This is a genomic window from bacterium, assembly GCA_018812485.1.
Lineage (GTDB): Bacteria > JAHJDO01 > JAHJDO01 > JAHJDO01 > JAHJDO01 > JAHJDO01.
Genome location: JAHJDO010000140.1, coordinates 1 through 17,767, shown reverse-complemented (window position 1 = coordinate 17,767; position 17,767 = coordinate 1). Strand labels below are relative to the sequence as shown.

The following is a 17,767-nucleotide window of genomic DNA, read 5'->3' as shown; positions in this document are numbered from 1 at the left end:
TCTTCATAAGCCTTTTGCGATTCTATAGCTCTTTTTTTTCTCTTTTTCTGTCCACTCCTTGTGCCCGGTGATGTCTAGAGATGTTATAATAGCCCCCTTGGGAAAGGGAGCTATTGTTATAGATAGAAACCTGTTCTTGTATTTTTGCTCATGGAACTCTCTCCCCTTCCCTGTTTTGATGCATTTCATCAATTCAGCATACATGTCAATCTCATAATGAGCTGCATAATCCTTGTACATCCCATCCCCAATATTGGGCAATCTATCCCCTGAGTTCTTTTTTGCCAGATTAAAGTCGATTATTCTTCCTTCTCTATCCACAACTATGGTTTCAATAGGATTGTAATCAAACAGGACTCTATTAAATTCTTTGTTCTCCTGCAATGCTTTCTCCGCCTTCTTACGGTCAGTAATATCTTTAAGTGACACGACAATACTGGCTTCTTCTTCTTCTTCTTCTTCTGCAAGAAACATTCTTGCCATGTCAAATTCCAGAACAAGTTCTTCTATTTCTTTTGCTTTTGCTTTTGTATCCATTTTCAAAATTATCCTCCTAAACTATTAGCCTTTGGCAATTCGCTATAAATGTTCTTAAAGTTTCTAAGAAGCTTTTTTTCGGCTAAAATGTGATTGTCAGTTAAACAAAAACGCATAAACGCATCATTGCTATTGATAAATTTATATAAATGTTTATTTTTTAATTTATTACCTGAGTAGTTCGCTATCCGCTTTCGCAAATTTTTCGAAGAGCCTATATATATAATATTACTCCTGCTATTTGGGTAATCAATTTTTGATGAAATGCTCAATTCATAAACTCCTGCTTCAGCTGGAATTTTATTAAAGTTTTTTTTGAGAAAATTATGTAGCTGCTAAAAGTTACATCCTTTTCATAGGAATAAGTCTCTCTTTCTCTATAGCTGGGGATATTAAATAAATTTCTGCAATTACATATCGTTCTCAGGGATAAGTGTACTCCCTTTTGAGCCGATAGGTATTGAATATTCTTATCCTTTAATGCATTTTCAGCATTTTTAACTATTTCTTTGATGAGATATGAGTGGTACTTTTTCTCTGATACAAATAAGCTTCCAAGATTGATGGAGTGATTTTTTGGACTTAAAACCTTTAAATTTGAAATTAACCTTGAGAGCCGGCTTTGCTCAAGATACTGAAATGGATATAAGGACAAAAACTGTCTTAAGGTTAAAGGTTTTAAGTCTGCCTCTTTGCCGGAAAACCAATATTTGTTTTGGTAATCAAGCAGGCTTTTTAAAATATGAAAAGAAAATTTATTCCTGGTGTTGACCCATTTCAATGAACAGATTGTTTTATCTTTAGTACAATTTTCGGTGGGATAGATATTCTCCAGACGTTCATCTAAAACCTCAAAACATAGAGCATCTTCTTTAATCATTACTTTGGCATATATTTTTTTATCAGAGCCATGAGGCGAAAAGGACTCCATTAATCCCTCTGCTGTTTTTTTAATATACTTGAGATACTTATTTATGGGCATCTCCAATACCTTAGAAAGGATTATCTTAGCTATTTTTTGCTTGGTCATCTTCGTTTTTTAGAAATCCTGATTTCTGTATGGTCACCGTTCATTATTCTTTTTTTTACCTCTTTAATAATTATTTCCTCTAATTTTTCTTTGGTATAATCTAGTTTGCCCGAATAGTTTTGAATAATATCCTGAAAAGCCTTATTCTTTTTGAATAAATTTAATTTATCTGTAAAAACCAATAAACCCTCCGGCACAAATTTAAAAATATTTTCGATAACATTTCTAACGTGTTCTTCACCTTTGTGCACTGCCTCCTCTGCCTTCTTACGCTCAGTTACGATCTTTTTGTCCATAGCTATATCTTCCCTTCCAATATCTCCCTTAACGTTTCTTCTAAATTTCTAGGATTAATCTCAATGCCTATAGATGCATAGAACTTCCTGAAAATATTTATAATCTCTACGCACCTTTCTATATTTTTAGTAATATTTTTAAAGAAATCTTCATATTCTTTTTGAGTTAGCTTTTTGCCTTTTTTAATCCTGCTCATTAAAAGTTGGACGGAGCCGGAAACAATAGATAAAGGATTAAATATCTCATGAGACATCGCCTCTCCCATGTACCCCACCAAGGCTGCTTTTTTCATTTTTTCGATTGATCTCTGTAACTCTTTTTTCTCTATAGCTCTCTTTACTGTAAATAGAACCTCATCAATATCATAAGGTTTAATAATATAATCATAAGCGCCGCATCTTATCGCTTCAGCCGCTGATTCAAAGCTGGGATGGGCAGTTATAATAACAATAATTGCTTCTTGTTCGAATGTCTTGATATATTTTAAAGCCTCTATACCACCCAAGCCCGGCAGAACCAAATCAAGCAGAATGAGATCAGGACTGTCTTTTTTTACCTCCTCAATCGCTTCTTCACCACTAGAAACAGCTCGGGTAATAAAACCCTCTTTTTGCAGAATAACCTGAAGCGACTTAGTTATATTTGGCTCATCATCAACTATTAAGATTTTATTTTTCGCCATCTACAGCTCCTTTTTTACCTCTGAAAGTAACTTGTTAATATTAAAGGGCTTAGTAATATAAGCATTCACACCTAATTTCTCACCCAATCTTTTATCCTTTTCCTCACTCCTAGCAGTCAACATAATAGTGCGAATTTTTCTGGTTTGAGCATTAGTTTTTAATCGTTTACAGACCTCAAATCCATTTATTTTCGGTAGCATGATATCAAGAATAATTAGCCGAGGCAATTCTTTTTTAGCTTTTTTAAGCGCTTCTTTTCCATCAACAGCTGTAGTAACTATATATCCTTCCTTTTTTAAAACAAAAGAGACTGCTTGAATGATACTAAGATCATCATCAACTACTAAGATTGTTCTCTTAGCCATAGATCTCTCCTATTACTCTATGAACCTCTCTTGGGTTTGATTCTCTTTTTAGCTGACTTAGATTTATACTTTGGTAAGACAAAGACAAATTTAGAGCCTTTACCTTTCTGGCTCTCAGCCCAAATCTTGCCTTCATGCTTCTCTATAATTTGCTTGCATATGTATAAGCCCAAACCTGTTCCTGTTAGCTTTCTATTAACGGAGTTATCTAATCTCTTGAACCTTTCAAAGATATTGGTCAACTCATTCTTGGGTATTCCTATACCTGTATCAGCTATACTGACTTCGACAACTTTCCCTTTATTTTTAACGGTTATCCTAATCTCTCTCTTATTAAGAGTAAATTTAATTGCATTGCCTATTAGATTTATGAACACCTCATTTAATCTATCTTTATCTCCATTAACAATCAAATCCTGAGAAGGAAGATTCATATTAACTACAATATTTTTTTCTTGTATCAATGGCTCTAGCTCACTAATTGCGTTCTGAACTATATTCGAGATATCACAAGACATAAATTTCCATTTTAACTTACCATGTTCTATCTTGTCTAAATCTAAAAGTTGATTTATCAGGCGAGTTAAACGGTCAGTCTCATTATTAATTACAGTCAGAAACTCACTTTGTTCGGTCGGATTCACATCTTTGTACTTTAGGAGAATCTCTACAAAGGATTTAATCGAAGCCAAGGGTGTTCTTAAGGCGTGGGATACATTGGAAAGAAATTCCACCTTCCTCTCCTCCGCCTTCTTGTGCTCGCTGATGTCGCGGAAAATAGCGCGTGTAGCAACAGGCTTGCCATCTACGAAGTGACAGTTTGCGCTTCCCTCGACCATAATTGTATTGCCATCCTTGGTCAGGAACGCAGCTTCAATGTATTCAACCTTTTCTCCAGCTAACAAACGCTTGAATATCTCCATACAGTGCGCATGACTGTCGGGATGAATGATATCCAACAACGAGAGATATGGGATTTCTTTCTCACTATACCCAAGGGTTTTTCGCCAGGCACGGTTAACATATACAAACGTACCATCTGGTTTAACGCTCTGAATAAGGTCATTTACGTTCTCCCACAAGTCTCTATACTTCTCTTCGTTTTTCCTTAGCTCCTCCTCCATCCTTTTGCGCTCGGTGATGTCGCGGAAAATGCCCAATATTCCTGTGACATTGCCTTGTTCATCTTTAATGGGCTTCTTAACTGTTTGGACAATCATCTCTTTTCCTTCTTGGATATATTTTTCTTCGATTTCCTCTATTTTTCCCGATTCCACAATTCTTTCGTCGTCAGCCTTGTATTTTCCCGCTAACTCTTTAGGATAAAACTCAAAGTCGGTCTTTCCGACAATTGCATCAGGTTTAATCTTTAAATCCCGCGCATAGTTTTCATTACAAGAAACATAAACCGAATTTCTATCCTTGTAGAATATCTTTTGAGGAAGATTCTCAAGGAGCACTCTATATTTATGCTCGCTGACTCTTAATTCCTCTTCCGCCTTCCTGCGCTCGGTGATTCTCCCTAATCTCTCAGCAATTGAGTCTATTAACTTTCTTTCCTGTTTCAAGAAAGGGCCTTCATACGTCTTAGGCTTTTCTTCCAAATAGTAGACTTCTATAATTCCCACTCTTTCTCCATGCACCTTAATATCGGCTGACTGCTTCCATTTACTCGTTTTAAAGCCCTCTGTTTTAAACTCCTTATCTTCAAAAGCTATTTTTGCACAGGTAATATCAGGATATCGCCATGCAGTAGGAAGTAGTTCAACCATTCCTTGAAATATCCCCTCTAACGAGATATCAGCTTTTTCGACAAGGGCGGAAAAACCATAAAAACAATCAAGTTCTTTTACACGCTCATTAATATCCTGCAAAAGTCTTTCTTTTTTCTTCTCAGTCTGCTTGCGCCTGTCACTCACTATTCCTATTACAAAACCTATGGAAACAAATGCCAATGCCCTGGTCAAAACACTTACGTGGATACCAGGGATATCAGATATCGTGTGTATTAAACCTAAGAACAAGCTTACAGAAAGCCCGCCCTTTAAGCCCCACCACAAGGCAGCTACAACAATGGGAATATAGAATAGATGTGTGTAAACTACGCTTATCCCGCGAACCATATGGAAATAATATTCCAGCCCAATACAAACAAGCAGTAAGACCCCCATCATTAAAAAGCGGGGAGTTGAATGTGACAGGTTACTTTTCATTTAAACCTCGTTAGAAACTTAATTATAACTTATTACTACAAAACAATCTATTATTTTATCTGACGGGGTAAAAATCCACATGAAAATTAGGAATTGTTATCTCCAGAACTGATAATATCAGAACTGATATTATTGACACACAAAGGAATGTTTGTATACTAATAGGTGAGTAACTATCAATAAAATGTGAGGCTCAGGTAATGGAAACAAAAGAGTTAGGTGAAAACGATTCTTTTTATTCAGGCATAGATCTAATAAGCGACCCTATACATAACTACATTAAATTCACTTCTCCAACTGAGAAAGATAAGACAGAGATTACAGAACGTGATATTATTGATAACCCGTGGGTACAGCGGCTCAGACGCATACATCAGCTTCAAAGCGCTTTCTGGGTTTTCCCTTCAGCTGAGCACAGCAGATTTCAGCATTCACTTGGAACAATGCATGTAGCAGGCAGATTTGCCCTGCATCTATATCCGTCAATAAAAAAAGTCTGTCCGGATTGCCCGTCAAGTAATTACCTAGAAGAGCTGATGAGACTTGCAGGCCTGCTTCATGATATAGGACATGGACCATTCGGACATTTTTTTGATGACAATTATCTCAAACAATTTAATGTTTCCCATGAGACAATATCAAAAGCAATAATAAAAGCAAAGCTAGCCTCATTATTAAGGAGGATCAAAAGAAGTCCATCCGGAGATTTTGCTAAAGGTGAGGTTATTGACCCTTTGTACATATCTTTTCTTATTGAAAAGCCTAAAAAAGACAGAACTCACTCATCTTTCCCAAAGTGGCTTAAGTTCTTACTACCTCTTTTTAGTGGAATATATACTGTAGATAATCTTGACTATGTATTAAGGGATTCATATATAACAGGGTTTTCCAGAGGCATTATTGACCTTGAACGCATTCTGCACTATACATTCATATCATCAAAAGGTTTAACGCTTCATGGAGCTGGGAAGACAGCGCTGCTCAATTTTGTTAATGCCAGATTGAGTCTTTATTCTGCTGTATATTACCACAGAGCTACAAGGTCCATAGACCTGTGTTTAAAGGATATATTCCAGGAAACAATGAAAGTAGTCTTTGAAAATAAAAATCCTATAAATCATCTCAATGATTATTTATATCTTACGGAATGGTCATTGTTTGCGAGTGTAGATAAATGGAAATACAGCTCAAATCAAAGTATCTGCCGGCTTGGCAGAGAATGGGAGAAGATTCTTATGAGACAAAGGCAGTGGAAAATGGTTTATGAGAAATTTGAAAGATTAAAGGATACAGAAAATTATGCAGATATCTTCTATTCAGATGTCGAAAGATTAGAAGCGAAAATAAAGGAAAACCTCTCTCCTGATAAGATAGATTTTCGCATAGATATTCCTGCCCTTGACCCAATGCCTGATAATCCCATGGCTATGGGAGACAAACAGATTTTCTTATACGAGCTTGCGTCTGGAAAGGTCCAGAAAGAAACGTTAAAGGAACTATTTGAATTTGTGCCTTCCAGAGTCTACCTCTGCAGGATATACGCTCATGACTATAGACATAAAAAGAAACTGGTTAGAGCATTTGAAGAAATATTTAGAACAAGAGAAGCTTTGTCTACAAATATCTAGTACGTTACCCTCTGTCTTCTGTTATTTTACTGACAACATGCGGAGGAGCTTTGTCATATCTTTCAAACCGCATAGACTCTGTTGCTCGTCCCTGTGATAGTGATCTCAGCTGTGTAGCGTAACCGAAAAGCTCCATAAGCGGAACCTCAGCCTTTATTAACTGGCTCTTAGCCTTTTTTTCTATCAGGATTATCTTACCTCTTCTTGATGTTATATCAGACGTGATTGAACCAAAATACTCTTCCGGAGTAGATATATCTACTGTCATAATCGGCTCAACAAGCCTTGGACCTGCCTTCATAAACGCACTTTTGAATGCATAGTACCCGGCTACCTTAAAAGCTATTTCAGAAGAGTCAACTTCGTGAAATCTTCCGTCAAATAATCTTACTTTTACATCAATTACAGGATATCCCGCAAAAATTCCTGCTTCCATTGCCTCAATACAGCCCTTTTCAACAGCAGGAACAAATTCTCTTGGAATAGCCCCCTGCTTGATATCATTAATAAATTCAAACCCTTCGCCTCTCTTTGCAGGAATTAGTTCTATGTGTACTTCTGCAAATTGTCCTCTTCCACCAGTTTGCTTCTGATGTTTGTACTTTTCTTCCTGCATATTGGTTATTGTCTCCTTGAAAGCAACTTTAGGCTTGCCTACATTCGCAGACACATTAAACTCCCTCTTTAATCTATCTACCAGGATCTCAAGATGCAGTTCACCCATGCCAGAAAGAATAGTTTGGGATGTCTCTTCATTAAAAAAGAAATTAAATGTCGGGTCCTCATTAGATAATTTTCTTATGGAATCCGAAAGTTTCTCTTGCTCAATCTTGTTCTTTGCTTCAATTGCCACTGAAATTACAGGTGTTGGAAATTCTATGTTCTCGAGAAAAAGATTAGAATTTTGTTTACATATTGTATCTCCAGTAGTAATGTTCATTGGCCCGATTATTGCTCCTATATCTCCTGCGCTGAGACTATTCACAGCTTCTTTTTTATTAGCGTGCATCTTTACAATACGGGATATTCTTTCTTTCTTTGATGACCCCGCCTTGAAAACATATTCACCTTGCTTTATTGAACCCGAATATATTCTACAATAAATAAGTTTTCCAATATGAGGATCAACAGCAATCTTAAAAGCGAGCCCCAATAAATCCTTTTTTTCTCCGAAACTGAACAAGCTCTTTTCTCCCGAATCACTATCTATAACTTCTACAGGCGGTGCATCTTCAGGACTTGGCAGGTAATCCACAACAGCTTCCATAAGTCTCCTGACTCCCTTATTCTTGAAAGCTGCGCCGCACAGCACAGGGAATATATCGGATTTTACAGTTGCTTTGTTAAGAGAATTCTTAATTTCCTCTATTGTAATGGGCTGATTTTCAATATATTTATTCATGAGACTGTCATCTGTGTCAGCAAGTTTTTCTATTAGCTCATTTCTATATTTCTTCGTCATCTTTACATAGTCTTCTGGAATTTCTCGTTCTTTCGGCTCTTCCATAGCGTCTTCCGGATTGAAGAAAAATGCCTTTTCTTCCACAATATCTATAATGCCATGAAAATTATCTTCCTTTCCAATAGGCAACTGAATTGGCACATAGTTAACTCCAAGTTTCTTGTCTATCATCTCAAGTACGGCAAAAAAATCTGCTCCAATTCTATCCATTTTATTAATAAAGACAATCTTGGGAATTTTATATTTTTCCGACTGCCTCCATACAGTTTCAGTTTGCGGCTCTACACCGCCAACTGCGCAAAATATTGCTACTGCACCATCTAAAACCCTTAGACTTCTTTCTACCTCTGCAGTGAAATCTACATGCCCTGGAGTGTCAATGATATTAATATGATGCTTACGCCAGATACATGTTGTGGCTGCAGATGTGATTGTTATTCCCCTCTCTCTTTCCTGTTCCATCCAGTCCCTTGTAGCAGCCCCGTCATGAACTTCGCCTATGCGATGTATTCTGCCTGCAAAGAACAGCATTCTTTCTGTTGTTGTCGTTTTACCCGCATCAATATGAGCCATAATGCCGATATTTCTTATCTTTTTAACATCTCCAATTTGCATTACTTCTTCCTATGCTATTAAGCAAGTTACCCTAAATCAGGACACATATCGAGGGGAAACATATCAATTACAACGCGCCATGTCAAGAATAATTGCAGAAGAATATCAACATCTGACAATTACATATGTTGAATATTTGTCGCGTCTTACAAGAAATACTGCAGCTCAAACTCCCTGGTCATCATAGAGAACAGGATTTCTATAGATACTTATCAAAAAACTTGAATGCAGTCGGCCCGTGAAACTCATGTCCGCCGGCAAAAACATCTATGTGCAGTTTGTCAGTTGCTCCGGCAGCGTGATATATTCTTTTCAAATGCTGGTGCGCTTTTATGCAGGACTCTATTGGAAATCCATGATCATAGGTTCCGTTTTCAACCAGGAGCGGCCGCGGTGCAATCAGTCCGGCAATATCAGCTATATCACCATATTCATACAGATGAGGCAGCATCTGTGAGCCGCAGAAATTCGCATCTCTTATGGCAAAAGTTTTAAATTCGACAATATAGCAAATAATATCCGCTGCTTTTATGCGTTTGTCTAGAGCGGAAATCCATGTCGTGCGTGTTCCACCCCAGGAAAGGCCCATAGCACCAATCCGCTGCGGGTCAACATCTCTGCGTGTCTCTAGATAATCAATGCACTTCATCATATCCCAGATATTCAGTGTCAACAGATTTATACCCATTAGAACACCGCGTAAAAAATGCACATTACAGTCATCACGACCTATATATGAATCTTCACCATCTGATAATTCCCCGAATACTCTTGAATCAGGACAGATTGTCAAGTATCCTCGCTGTGCCATCTGCATGCCGTAATTGTAATTACATGATTTTATATCATGTTCCATTTCAGGCCTTCGCTTGTTGGTCACACCAGCCACAGGCTCTTTCCCGAATTTGCCGTGGCCGTGCAGACACAGAATAGCTGGTAATTTACCATTTCTCGCCCTGTCCTTATTTTTTGGAACAAGAACATATACAGGAACACTGAAATGTTTTTCTGTATCAATCACTATTTTCTGCCTGATAAAATCTCCTTCATCAACACTGTAAATTATATCCACTTTAAGAGGTACTTGTTCAGGCCATTCGCCACAAAGTTCAATCATTTTTGAATAAAACAACTTCCGCCATTTTTCCCAGTCAGACCTTGTCCTGCCTTTAAAAGTAAGTTTTGGAATTCGTTCTTCTGCCCTGCAGTTGAAATAATCATCCATAGAAAAGTTTCTGTTAGCCATAATTATGCCTCCTTTGTTTTCTCTGCCTTATTCTCCGCAGATGCATTATGAATTATAATTATAAAAAATTTTAGGCTGATTTGTTAGAAGCTGTTAATAATCAACGTTTGACAATCACATATGTTGAATATTTGTCGCGTCTTACAAGAAATACTGCAGAACTTTTGTCCTTGATGCTATTGACAGCAGTGTTATAGTCACCTAAATTACGTATTTTCTGCCCATTTATTTCTCTAATAATATCACCTATTTTAATTCCAGCACCTACTGCTGCACCTTCGGGAGAAACATCTGTTACAATAACGCCTTCAGTATCTTTTATTCCAAGTCTTGAGGCAATATCTTCTGAGATGTTTTGGACATCTAATCCTACCCACGATTCTTCAGGTTGAGAGACGATCGAGGCCTCACCTAATTCCTCAGGCATTTCTTCTATTATTATGTGAAGATCTTTTTCTTTTCCTCCCCTTATAACTGTAATTGGTATCTTTCTGCCTATTTCTGTATGAGCAACTATTCTTTGCAAATCTGAGGAATCCTTTATCTTTTTTCCATCAAATTCTACTATGACGTCTCCCTGCTTTATACCTGCTTTTTTTGCAGGGCTGTCATCAGATGTAAAATCGCTGATTAGTGCGCCGTTCCGAGTCGATAGGTCAAAAGCATCCATAATTTCATCAGTTACAGGCTGTATAATAACTCCCAACCATCCTCTTGTTACCTTGCCTTTTTTGATGAGCTGACTGGTTATATCCTTTGCCATATTGATTGGTATGGCAAAGCCTATACCCTGGGACATGGATGGAGCAAGAATAAACGTATTAATGCCTATAACTTCTCCCTTTATATTCAGTAAGGGACCTCCGCTATTTCCCTGGTTTATTGAAGCATCGGTTTGTATAAAATCTTCATATTGTGTAATCCCAAAACCGTGTCTACCTTTAGCACTAACTACGCCAATTGTAACAGTCTGCTCGAGACCAAAAGGGTTGCCCACTGCAATTGCCCATTCCCCAACTCTGATTTTCTCTGAATCTCCAAGTTTAAGGGAAATGAGCTTCTTATCCGTTATTATTTTTATTATGGCAATATCAGTTTTTGAGTCACTTCCAACAAGTTCAGCTTTGTATTCTTTGTCTATTTTTGGCAATTTAACCTTTATGCTATCAACATCTTTTATCACATGATTATTTGTTAATATGTATCCATCATCCCTGAATATAAAACCTGAGCCAAGTCCCTGTTGTTTATGCTTGTACTGTTTTTGAGGCTGTCTTTGCTGCTGTCGTCTTCCAAAAAAATCATCAGACGGCGATCTGAAGAAATCTTCAAATGGATTCCAATACCTTGAGGTATGTGTTGTAATTTTCTCAGTAGTTATCTGTACAACTGCAGGTTTTACCTTCTCAGCTACATCAGCAAAAGTATTCTGAAGAGAAAAAGCCTGAGACGGCTCGCTCTCTTCTTCGTTTTGCGCATAGCAATCTCCTGATGCGAATTCAATAGCTATAAGAAACAATGACAAAAAAATCAGCCTCAAACATTTAGACATTCTCTTTTACTCCTCATCTTCATCAATCAATAAAAGGGACAGATAAATCACATGTCCTGTGGCTTACTCTGTCCCTTTAACTATATAAAATTTTTTATTCGCTTTTCTCTTCTTCCTTTTTCTCCTCTGGTTTTACTTCCTCAGCAGCTGGCTTTTCCTTCTCTTCCTCCTTTTCCTTTTTAGCCGCAATATCATCTTTAATAGAACTGATGCCAGCAGCAACGGCAGCTATACCGCCAAGAACCAACATTGCCGGAACAGTAGCAGCAAGCCCTTTCAGAAAAAGCAACCACCATATTTTTAATCCCAGAGCTCCAAGGACTATAGCAGCTATTCCCCCAATTAAACTCCACATACTTCTACACCTCCTTCCAAAGTTAATTTTTCAAACGCTTATCTAATTCTAATTAAGTTTAAAAAAAATACAAGTCCTTTTTTTTAAATTATTAAAACAACCCAACAGTTTTGCCTGTACTATCAATATCTATCTTTGTACCAGCAGGGGTAGTCGGAAGTCCTGGCATTGTTCTCATGTCTCCAAGTAGAGGGTAAAGAAAACCTGCTCCTGCAGATAGCCTAATGTCTTTTATTGGAACTGTGAAACCTTTTGGTCTTCCTTTTAATTTTGGATCATGAGAAAGTGAAAGATGTGTCTTTGCCATACAGATAGGTAGTTTATCAAGCCCATTTTTTTCATACATACGGATCTTCTTTCTAACCACAGGAGAAATATCTATCCCATCAGCTCCATAAATCTTTTTTGCAATGATAGTCATCTTCTCTTCTATTGATTGTTCTAAATCATATAGAAATTTAAAATTACTGGGTTTCTCTGCAACTTCAACAACCTTCTTTGCAAGTTCTTCTCCTCCCTTACCTCCTTCAGCCCATACAGTACTTTCAACTGCATCTTCTGCGCCAGCCCCTTTAGCTATTCCTCTTATTAACTCTATTTCTTTATCTGTATCAGTAGTGAATCTATTTACAGCAACTACTACAGGGATTCCAAACAATTTTATATTTTCAATATGTTTCTCTAAATTACAAGCTCCACGCTCAATAGCATCCAGATTTTCTTTGATTAATCCCTCATCAAGCGGCTTTCCTGCAACGACCGTAAAATCACCGCTGTGCATCTTAAGTGCCCTGACAGTACATACTATTACAGCCGCATCGGGAATTAGTTTACTATAACGGCATTTGATGTTAAGAAATTTTTCTGCTCCGCAATCTGCTCCAAATCCACTCTCTGTTACTACATAATCAGCAAGTTTTAATCCTATTTTGTCAGCCAGTATAGAACTATTGCCGTGTGCAATATTTGCAAATGGGCCTGCATGCACAAACACAGGCGTATTCTCTAATGTCTGCATTAAAGTTGGCTTTATCGCGTCCTTCATCAGAACAGTCATTGCGCCTGCGCATTTAAGATCTTCCGCTGTTACAGGCTCCTCATCTCTTGTGTAACCAATTACTATTTTGCCCAACCTTTTTCTTAAATCTTTTAAGCCTGTTGTTAAAGCAAGGATTGCCATAACTTCTGAAGCTACAGTTATATCAAAACCGGTTTCTCTAGGAACTCCATCTATCTTGCCGCCCAGACCTATTACAATATTTCTCAGAGCTCTATCGCTGATATCAACAACACGGCGCCATGTGATACTAAATGGATCTATATTTAATGGATTCTTTTTCTGAAGAGAGTTGTCAATAAATGCTGCAAGAAGGTTATGAGCTACTCCTACAGCGTGTATATCTCCTGTAAGATGAAGATTGAAATCCTCCATAGGTATAACTTGTGAATATCCTCCGCCTGCTGCGCCACCTTTAATTCCAAATGTGGGACCCATTGAAGGCTGTCTTATTGCAGTAATTGTCTTTTTGCCTATTCTGTTGAGTGCCATACTCAGGCCAATAGTTGTAACTGTTTTCCCTTCACCAAGAGGAGTAGGAGTAATGGCTGTTACATCAATATACTTGCCATTTGATTGTGTATGTAACCTGTCTTGGACTTCAAGAATAATTTTTGCCTTGTACTTACCATACAATTCTAGTTCATCATCTTTTAGACCAATATTTTTGGCAATCTCCTGAATTGGTTTAAGTTTTGCAGCTTGTGCAATTTTTAAATCTGTCATCATAGTTAATACTCCTTTTTGAGGGAGTATATCTTTAACATAAACTATATTTCTCAAATTATATTGCCTTAATTTGTAATATCTTGCGTTTTTCTAAAAGTTCTCGCAATTATGAAATTTAGCAGTATAATATGGTGTAAATAATGTTAATCTAAAAGAAATGGATTATGTATAATAGATTGGTCCGTCAGCTTGGTGGTATTGATGTATTTTGCATTGCTGCTGGTGCAATGATTAGTTCAGGACTGTTTATCCTTCCTGGACTGATCTATGCTAAAGTTGGTCCGGCTGTGATCCTTGTCTATATCCTGGCAGGCATACTCATTCTACCCGCGTTATTTTCTGAGGCTGAGCTGACTACAGCTATGCCTAAAGCCGGCGGCGATTACTTCTTTATTGAGCGAAGCATGGGCTCAGCGGCAGGCACAATGGGTGGATTCGCCAGTTGGTTTTCACTCAGTCTTAAAAGCGCGTTCTCATTAGTTGGCATTGGTGTATTTGCAACATTGATCAATCCAAATATCACAGATTGGCAGATTAAACTCATTTCTATAGGATTCTGTGTTTTTTTTATAATTCTCAACCTGACAAGCGTTAAATTCACAGGAAGGTTTCAGGTTTTCTTTGTAATTCTACTTATCAGTTTATTGATTCTATATATATCTCGCGGAACAATGTTTATTGATGTCAATAGATACACTCCTTTCATGCTGTCTGATAAGCACGCGCTGTTTGCAGCAGCCGGTATGGTCTTTATATCGTTCTGTGGATTGACAAAGGTTGCAAGTGTTGCAGAAGAGGTAAAAAATCCAACAAAGAACATCCCGTACGGAATGATACTGGCATTTTGCGTTGTACTGCTTCTTTATGGTTTAGCAATTTTTGTAACAGTGGGCTTGCTTGACAAGCATGAACTGGCGCATTCCCTGACTCCAATATCAACTGGTGGATATAAGATATTTGGTAAAATTGGCAGCTTGGTTATGGCAATCGCTGCAATACTTGCTTTTATTACTACTGCTAATGCGGGTATACTGGCTGCATCACGTTTTCCTATGGCAATGAGCCGTGATCAGCTTCTGCCAGGATTTCTTGCAAATATAAACAAACGATTTAACACACCGCACTTTTCTATAATATTTACAGGAATTTTCATGATAATAGTGATGCTTTTTCTAAATCTTGAAAATCTTGTAAAAGTAGCCTCCACCATGCAGCTCGTATTATTTATATTTGCGTTCCTAGCATGCATTGTTATGCGTGAAAGCAAAATCCTAAATTACAAGCCAACATTCCGCTCGCCATTGTATCCCTGGTTACAAATAGCAGGAATCATCTGTTATGGGTTTCTAATATATGAGATGGGCACTATAGCTATCCTTGGAACGGGAAGCTTTATACTTGCCTGTATTCTATGGCATAGAATCTATGTTCGTAAGATATCCATGCGCAAGTCCGCTTTAATACATATTGTTGAGCGTATAACTGCCAAAGAGATTGCAGGTGATTCATTAGGAGCTGAGCTACGCGAAGTTCTAAAAGAACGGGACAAAATAATAGAAGACAGATTTGACGAATTAGTAAAAAGATGCAAAGTAATTGATATAACAAAACAAGCTACACTTAAAGAATTCTTCGCAATTATTGCAGAAAAACTCGCTAGCAGATTAAACATGGACGCAAAGCAAGTGCTCGATTCTTTAATTGCGCGGGAGAAAACTTCAACAACAGTAATAAAGCCAGGATTGGCAATTCCACATATAATTATTGACGGCAAGCACAAATTCGAACTGGTTATAGTAAGATGTGAAGCTGGCATTAACTTTATAGAATCGTCAACTCCTGTTTATGCTGTATTCATATTAGTTGGCACACGTGATGAAAGGAATTTTCATCTGCGCGCTTTATCAGCAATTGCACAAATTACCCAAGATGCAAACTTTGACAAAGACTGGTTACATGCTAAAAGCATCGAAGGGCTACGAGATATTATACTTCTTGGAAAAAGACACCGTGAATGAAAGAAGCTGAGATAAACTGGCGGAGAGGGAGGGATTTGAACCCTCGAACCCTTTCGAGTTACACGCTTTCCAAGCGTGCGCGCTAAGCCAGGCTACGCGACCTCTCCTGATCTAAAAATCTAGACTGTTTACTGAACTCTGGCACGCCTGAGAGGATTTGAACCTCCGACCTTTGGGTCCGCAACCCAGCGCTCTATCCATCTGAGCTACAGGCGCATATTAAGTTGATAGATTTATTATACCGATTTTTATAATAATAACAAGAATCTGAAAGAATTATTGTTTCACTTCTTGATTCACACATCTTACTCAACTAAAGCTACTTATGAATTTCAATGCCCACTTTTTGTGGATGCTCCTGAAATATACAGATTTTTCTTGACATCAATTCTATCTATGTTATAATTCGATTGTAATTCAATACTGATTAAATAATGACTATCTCATAAGGACAAAATACAGTGGTGATACTCAAAAGCAGTTCGGTTACAGACAGCCTGGAAAGGGATCTACTGGAACAGATACAGAAGGGTCTGTTAAAGCCAGGTGATTTTTTGCTTCCCGTACGTGAACTAAGCAAAAAATATAAAATATCTTACAACTCAGTCAGAAAAACCACTGATAAATTATCCAGACAAGGCCTGCTGACTTCATGGCAGGGTAAGGGAATAGTTGTAACAGAACCTGCTCGAGACGAAGAAATTATCAATATCGGATTTTTATTCTGCACAATTTTTGCAAAGATTCCTTCTGATCCGTTTATGGTAAAGGTTTTCAATGGAATTCAGAGACAGCTCAAAAAGCAGAGAACTCATCTGGCAAGTTTCTCCGTCAGTGAAGATGACCAGAAAAAACTTCTTATACCCCGCCCTGTCCTAGAGAAAGAAATTAAGGGTCTACTGGTAATGGGACATATAATGCCAAAATACATCCTTAAATTAAAGAAGCTCACTATTCCAATGGTCATTATCGATACTCATATTATTAAAGGGATAGATTCTATTTCGACAGATAACATAAACAGTGCCTACATGGCAGTTGAATATCTTGCGTCACTTGGACACCGCAGAATTGCAATCATTTTTCAACAGCTACAAGACCAATCACTTCATATAGGCAGGTTTAGAGGATATAAGCTGGTTATCGACGCTCTTGGCCTTGAATACGACCAATCCATAGTTAAAGTGGTTGATTTTATATCAGACGGCGGATATCGGGCTATGAAAAAGATACTAAGCACTTCCCCGTTACCGACAGCTATCTTTGCCGGAAATGATATTATTGCCATAAATGCTATGAGAGCTATCAGAGAAAAAGGCCTCAGGATTCCCGATGATATAAGCATAATCGGTTTTGACGACATAGAGATTGCAAGATACAGCGACCCTCCCCTGACTACAATGAGAGTTCTAAAAGAAGAGATAGGAAAACTTGCAGCAGCAAGACTTACCGACATCATAGAAGGGAAAGAAGAAAATGCCGTAGCTATTAGCGTTATGGCTGAGCTGGTAAAAAGAAAATCATGTAGAAAGCTGAAAACTGGAGGTATACGATGAAAGTTAATCCAAAAGTCAGGATAAGTATCCAACTGCGCGCGAAATCATTGAGTTTGTCGACAGCTTCAAAAGCAACAGTATGGCTATCTGCGTAGATACCAACCATTCAAATATTAAAGAAAACCTTATAGAGGTTATCAAACTCTCCGGTAAAAGAATAATCGATGTGCATATCTCGGATAATCATGGCATAGAAGAAGAACATCTTCCTCCGGGTGATGGTATAATTGATTTCCCGCAGGTTGTAAGAACTTTAAAGAATCTCGGCTACAAAGGCCCCCTGACCCCATACGTGTTAAGTTAAGCTAATAAGTTTTCTCGCCGATGTGGTTGACATCGGTGTTTTTTTGTGCCATTATACCGATAGCCGTAATAATGCTATCGGCATAGAAAGGAGACAGTTATGACGAAGGAGAACAGAAGG

At 37.8% G+C, this 17,767-nt stretch carries 14 protein-coding genes, 2 tRNA genes and 1 pseudogene; 4 read left to right on the top strand and 13 right to left on the bottom strand.

What is annotated here, in order from left to right; genetic code table 11:
* Window positions 1-3: 3 nt before the first annotated feature.
* The 6 genes and pseudogenes from KKC91_12130 to KKC91_12105 all read right to left on the bottom strand — a co-directional run bounded on the left by KKC91_12130 (window position 4) and on the right by KKC91_12105 (window position 5,125).
* Entirely contained in the window at window positions 4-537 is a 534-nt protein-coding gene (locus tag KKC91_12130; protein ID MBU0479296.1) for a hypothetical protein, read from the bottom strand.
* A gap of 8 nt (window positions 538-545) precedes the next feature.
* Window positions 546-1,567 (bottom strand): annotated as a pseudogene (locus tag KKC91_12125) (GIY-YIG nuclease family protein).
* Window positions 1,564-1,863 carry a hypothetical protein gene (locus KKC91_12120; protein MBU0479295.1) on the bottom strand — a complete coding sequence of 100 codons (300 nt, stop codon included), beginning with the start codon at window positions 1,861-1,863 and terminating at the stop codon, window positions 1,564-1,566. Before KKC91_12120 ends, KKC91_12125 begins: the two are co-directional and overlap by 4 nt.
* A gap of 2 nt (window positions 1,864-1,865) precedes the next feature.
* A complete protein-coding gene (locus KKC91_12115) occupies window positions 1,866-2,546 on the bottom strand; it encodes a response regulator (protein ID MBU0479294.1) in 681 nt (226 codons plus the stop codon).
* Window positions 2,547-2,912, bottom strand: coding sequence for a response regulator (locus KKC91_12110; protein ID MBU0479293.1), 366 nt, complete (start codon window positions 2,910-2,912; stop codon window positions 2,547-2,549). It abuts the gene before it with no gap.
* A gap of 17 nt (window positions 2,913-2,929) precedes the next feature.
* A complete protein-coding gene (locus tag KKC91_12105) occupies window positions 2,930-5,125 on the bottom strand; it encodes a PAS domain S-box protein (GenBank protein MBU0479292.1) in 2,196 nt (731 codons plus the stop codon).
* 200 nt (window positions 5,126-5,325) lie between these two features.
* Here KKC91_12105 and KKC91_12100 point away from each other — a divergent pair, with 200 nt between their 5' ends.
* Window positions 5,326-6,753, top strand: coding sequence for an HD domain-containing protein (locus tag KKC91_12100; protein MBU0479291.1), 1,428 nt, complete (start codon window positions 5,326-5,328; stop codon window positions 6,751-6,753).
* 4 nt (window positions 6,754-6,757) lie between these two features.
* Here the strand turns inward: KKC91_12100 and fusA are convergent, their stop codons facing one another.
* The 5 genes from fusA to KKC91_12075 form a co-directional block, all read right to left on the bottom strand.
* Window positions 6,758-8,830: an elongation factor G gene (fusA, locus tag KKC91_12095; protein ID MBU0479290.1), complete on the bottom strand. Its 2,073-nt coding sequence runs from the start codon at window positions 8,828-8,830 to the stop codon at window positions 6,758-6,760.
* A gap of 199 nt (window positions 8,831-9,029) precedes the next feature.
* A complete protein-coding gene (locus KKC91_12090) occupies window positions 9,030-10,076 on the bottom strand; it encodes an alpha/beta hydrolase family protein (protein MBU0479289.1) in 1,047 nt (348 codons plus the stop codon).
* A 100-nt stretch (window positions 10,077-10,176) separates the two neighbouring features.
* The gene (locus KKC91_12085; protein MBU0479288.1) at window positions 10,177-11,628 is read right to left on the bottom strand and encodes a DegQ family serine endoprotease; all 1,452 of its coding nucleotides are present in this window, start codon (window positions 11,626-11,628) and stop codon (window positions 10,177-10,179) included.
* A 94-nt stretch (window positions 11,629-11,722) separates the two neighbouring features.
* On the bottom strand, window positions 11,723-11,983 hold the full coding sequence (locus KKC91_12080; GenBank protein ID MBU0479287.1) for a hypothetical protein: 261 nt from the start codon (window positions 11,981-11,983) through the stop codon (window positions 11,723-11,725).
* Between the two features lie 91 nt (window positions 11,984-12,074).
* A complete protein-coding gene (locus tag KKC91_12075) occupies window positions 12,075-13,769 on the bottom strand; it encodes a formate--tetrahydrofolate ligase (protein MBU0479286.1) in 1,695 nt (564 codons plus the stop codon).
* A gap of 164 nt (window positions 13,770-13,933) precedes the next feature.
* Here KKC91_12075 and KKC91_12070 point away from each other — a divergent pair, with 164 nt between their 5' ends.
* The gene (locus tag KKC91_12070; protein ID MBU0479285.1) at window positions 13,934-15,787 is read left to right on the top strand and encodes an amino acid permease; all 1,854 of its coding nucleotides are present in this window, start codon (window positions 13,934-13,936) and stop codon (window positions 15,785-15,787) included.
* A gap of 17 nt (window positions 15,788-15,804) precedes the next feature.
* On the opposite strand, the gene KKC91_12065 is transcribed toward KKC91_12070, so the two are convergent.
* A tRNA-Ser gene (locus tag KKC91_12065) sits at window positions 15,805-15,894 on the bottom strand.
* Between the two features lie 32 nt (window positions 15,895-15,926).
* Window positions 15,927-16,003: transfer RNA gene (locus KKC91_12060), tRNA-Arg, on the bottom strand.
* A 245-nt stretch (window positions 16,004-16,248) separates the two neighbouring features.
* Between KKC91_12060 and KKC91_12055 the strand changes: the two genes are divergently transcribed.
* Window positions 16,249-17,343, top strand: a complete 1,095-nt coding sequence (locus tag KKC91_12055; GenBank protein ID MBU0479284.1) for a GntR family transcriptional regulator — start codon at window positions 16,249-16,251, stop codon at window positions 17,341-17,343.
* A 79-nt stretch (window positions 17,344-17,422) separates the two neighbouring features.
* Window positions 17,423-17,647: a sugar phosphate isomerase/epimerase gene (locus KKC91_12050; GenBank protein MBU0479283.1), complete on the top strand. Its 225-nt coding sequence runs from the start codon at window positions 17,423-17,425 to the stop codon at window positions 17,645-17,647.
* Window positions 17,648-17,767 lie beyond the last annotated feature (120 nt).

Excerpts from the sequence above, each read along its gene's own strand:
- KKC91_12100 (MBU0479291.1), top strand. The coding sequence starts at position 5,326 with ATGGAAACAAAAGAGTTAGGTGAAAACGATTCTTTTTATTCAGGCATA.
- KKC91_12075 (MBU0479286.1), bottom strand. The coding sequence starts at position 13,769 with ATGATGACAGATTTAAAAATTGCACAAGCTGCAAAACTTAAACCAATT.
- KKC91_12105 (MBU0479292.1), bottom strand. The coding sequence starts at position 5,125 with ATGAAAAGTAACCTGTCACATTCAACTCCCCGCTTTTTAATGATGGGG.
- KKC91_12120 (MBU0479295.1), bottom strand. The coding sequence starts at position 1,863 with ATGGACAAAAAGATCGTAACTGAGCGTAAGAAGGCAGAGGAGGCAGTG.
- KKC91_12070 (MBU0479285.1), top strand. The coding sequence starts at position 13,934 with ATGTATAATAGATTGGTCCGTCAGCTTGGTGGTATTGATGTATTTTGC.
- fusA (MBU0479290.1), bottom strand. The coding sequence starts at position 8,830 with ATGCAAATTGGAGATGTTAAAAAGATAAGAAATATCGGCATTATGGCT.
- KKC91_12130 (MBU0479296.1), bottom strand. The coding sequence starts at position 537 with ATGGATACAAAAGCAAAAGCAAAAGAAATAGAAGAACTTGTTCTGGAA.
- KKC91_12085 (MBU0479288.1), bottom strand. The coding sequence starts at position 11,628 with ATGTCTAAATGTTTGAGGCTGATTTTTTTGTCATTGTTTCTTATAGCT.
- KKC91_12115 (MBU0479294.1), bottom strand. The coding sequence starts at position 2,546 with ATGGCGAAAAATAAAATCTTAATAGTTGATGATGAGCCAAATATAACT.
- KKC91_12080 (MBU0479287.1), bottom strand. The coding sequence starts at position 11,983 with ATGTGGAGTTTAATTGGGGGAATAGCTGCTATAGTCCTTGGAGCTCTG.
- KKC91_12050 (MBU0479283.1), top strand. The coding sequence starts at position 17,423 with ATGGCTATCTGCGTAGATACCAACCATTCAAATATTAAAGAAAACCTT.
- KKC91_12110 (MBU0479293.1), bottom strand. The coding sequence starts at position 2,912 with ATGGCTAAGAGAACAATCTTAGTAGTTGATGATGATCTTAGTATCATT.
- KKC91_12090 (MBU0479289.1), bottom strand. The coding sequence starts at position 10,076 with ATGGCTAACAGAAACTTTTCTATGGATGATTATTTCAACTGCAGGGCA.